The sequence below is a fragment of the Micrococcus sp. KRD096 genome (assembly GCF_017168495.1).
In the GTDB taxonomy this organism is placed as follows: Bacteria; Actinomycetota; Actinomycetes; order Actinomycetales; family Micrococcaceae; genus Micrococcus; species Micrococcus luteus.
Window position 1 is genome coordinate 32895 of record NZ_JABFAY010000019.1, and the last position, 2368, is coordinate 35262.

Consider the following 2368-nt stretch of genomic DNA (forward strand, 5'->3'; position numbering starts at 1 on the left):
GCCACCGGCAGGCCCCGGCCGGGGCGGGGCGGGACCGTCGTCGCGTCGGCGCCCGACAACTCGGACGGGGCGACGGGGTCGGGGCGGCGGGACTGTGCCATGGGGCCTCTCCTGCGGGACGGCTGCGGGGACGGACGTGTCCCCCACCGTACGCCGGGCGGTGCGCGGGCCAGGTCCGCGGCGACGCGCCGCCCCGGGCATGGGTGTGACCAAGGACTCACTGGGAGGTGCGGTGATGCACCTCATTCACCTCTTGTTCACTCGTGAGGGCCGTGCGAGGATGGCACGCGAAAGATTTCCGGGGGCCGCGTTCGTACGAAAGCGGTCCCCGTTGCAATGACCAGGGTCGCCCTCCGTATCGGTCGTGCCGCGCGTCGTCCGCGCAGGCCCCCGCGCCCGCCGCCGGCGGAGGCCGTGACCACCGGCGCCCGCGGGCTCCGGCTCTTCCGACAGAAAGTGAGCGGACCGATGGATTGGCGCAGTAAAGCAGCGTGCCTGGACAAGGACCCGGAGCTGTTCTTCCCCGTGGGCAACACCGGCCCCGCCCTCCTGCAGATCGAGGAGGCCAAGGCGGTGTGCCGTTCGTGTGAGGTCGTGGACACGTGCCTGAAGTGGGCCATGGAGTCCGGCCAGGACTCGGGCGTCTGGGGCGGCATGAGCGAGGACGAGCGGCGCGCCATGAAGCGCCGCGCGGCGCGCGCCCGCCGCGCCTCCTGACCCACCCGGACCACCGGCCCCGTCGACCTCGTCGACGGGGCCGTCGTCATGCCCGGCCGGGCTCACGTCAGGGGCAGTCGCAGCACGACGCGCGTGCCGCCGTCGTCGGACCGCTCCCAGCGCAGGGTGCCGCGCAGGTCCCCCTCCACGAGCGAGTGCACGATGCGCAGGCCGAGCCCCGATCCCTCGCCCGCGCGGGGAGACTCCCCCGGCACCCATCCGTCGGGGGCGGCGGGGCCGCCGTCCGTCACGGACACGACCAGCACCGTTCCCGCGGGGGTCGACTCGCGGTCGGCGTGCAGGCCCACGCAGCCACCGCCCGGCGCCGTGCCGTGCTCGACGGCGTTGGCCGCCAGCTCATTGAGCACCAGCGCCAGCGGCGTGGTCACGTGGGAGGGCAGTTCACCGAACTCGCCCGTGACCGCGACCTGCAGCGGCCGCCCGTCCCCGGCCACCTCGACGGCCAGGCGGAACTGCCGCTGCAGCAGACCGTCCACGGGGACCTGGTCCTCGATCTCCTCGCTCAGCGTCTGGTGGACGAGGGCGATCGTGTCCACCCGCTGCATCGCCTGACGCAGCGCACGCTCCGCCTCGGGCGAGGACGTGCGCCGCGCCTGCATGCGCAGCAGCGATCCCACGGTCTGCAGGTTGTTCTTGACGCGGTGGTGGATCTCGCGGATGGTCGCGTCCTTGGTGAGCAGACGCTGCTCCTGGCGGCGCAGCTCGGTCACGTCGCGCAGCAGCAGCAGCGCCCCCTGCCAGCCGTCCGGACCGAGCAGGGGGACGGAGCGCACCGTGAGGGACGCCCCGCCGGACTGCACCTCCCGCCGTCCGGCACGCAGGCCGGTGAGCACCGCCCACGTCCCCTCGTCGGTGGGAACGCGGGCGGCCTCGGTGCTGGCCAGCACGTCGGTGAGCCGGTGCCCCTCGAGGGTCGAGGCGATGCCCAGCCGGCGCAGGGCGGAGACCGCGTTGGGACTGGTGAACTCGGCGACCGAGTCCGGCCCGAGCACGACGAGGCCGTCCCCCACCCGCGGCGTGCCGCCCGCCCAGAGGCCGGAGGGCTCCTCGGGCGCCGGCCAGCGGCCGTGCTGCATCATGTCCAGCAGGGTGCTGGCCGTCCGGCTGTAGTTCTCCTCGATCACCGAGCGCGCCGGCCGGCCGTTCGGGTCCGCGTGCGCGGAGACGACCGCGATGACCCTCCCGGCGCGGACCACCGGCCACAGACGCACCTGCAGCGTGCCTCCCGGGGCCTCGACGGGGCCGGCCCCCTCGGCCCGCTCCCCGCCATGCCACGTCTGCCCGACGACGGCCCGCAGGTCCGCGCGGGCGCGCGAGCCCACGATGTCGCGGTGGAAGAGGGTGGGAGCGGTGAAGGGCCGGACCTGGGCGAGCGCGACGAACCCTCCGGCCTCGTCGCGGCGGGGCACGGGGCACCAGAGCACGAGGTCCGCGAGCGCCAGGTCTGCCACGAGCTGCCAGTCCCCCACGAGCCGCTGCAGCCAGGCGCGGTCCTCGTCTCCGATGTCCGGGTGCGACGTCAGGGGGTCCTGCGCGAGCGAACTGACCATGGGATCAGGGTACGGCGACGTGCCGGGCGGCCCGGGTCCGTGGCGTCGCGGGCGGCGTCGGACGACACGGCGGCGATGGT

General features: G+C 74.9%; 2 protein-coding genes. One reads left to right on the top strand and one right to left on the bottom strand.

Annotation, left to right across the window (positions count from 1 at the left end):
- The first annotated feature begins 468 nt into the window (after window positions 1-468).
- Complete coding sequence (locus J1M41_RS10010; RefSeq protein WP_002854852.1) at window positions 469-717, top strand: WhiB family transcriptional regulator; 249 nt, start codon at window positions 469-471, stop codon at window positions 715-717.
- 62 nt (window positions 718-779) lie between these two features.
- Here J1M41_RS10010 and J1M41_RS10015 read toward each other — a convergent pair whose 3' ends face one another.
- Window positions 780-2288 (bottom strand): sensor histidine kinase, encoded by a 1509-nt coding sequence (locus J1M41_RS10015; protein WP_036316015.1) that lies wholly within the window; start codon window positions 2286-2288, stop codon window positions 780-782.
- Window positions 2289-2368 lie beyond the last annotated feature (80 nt).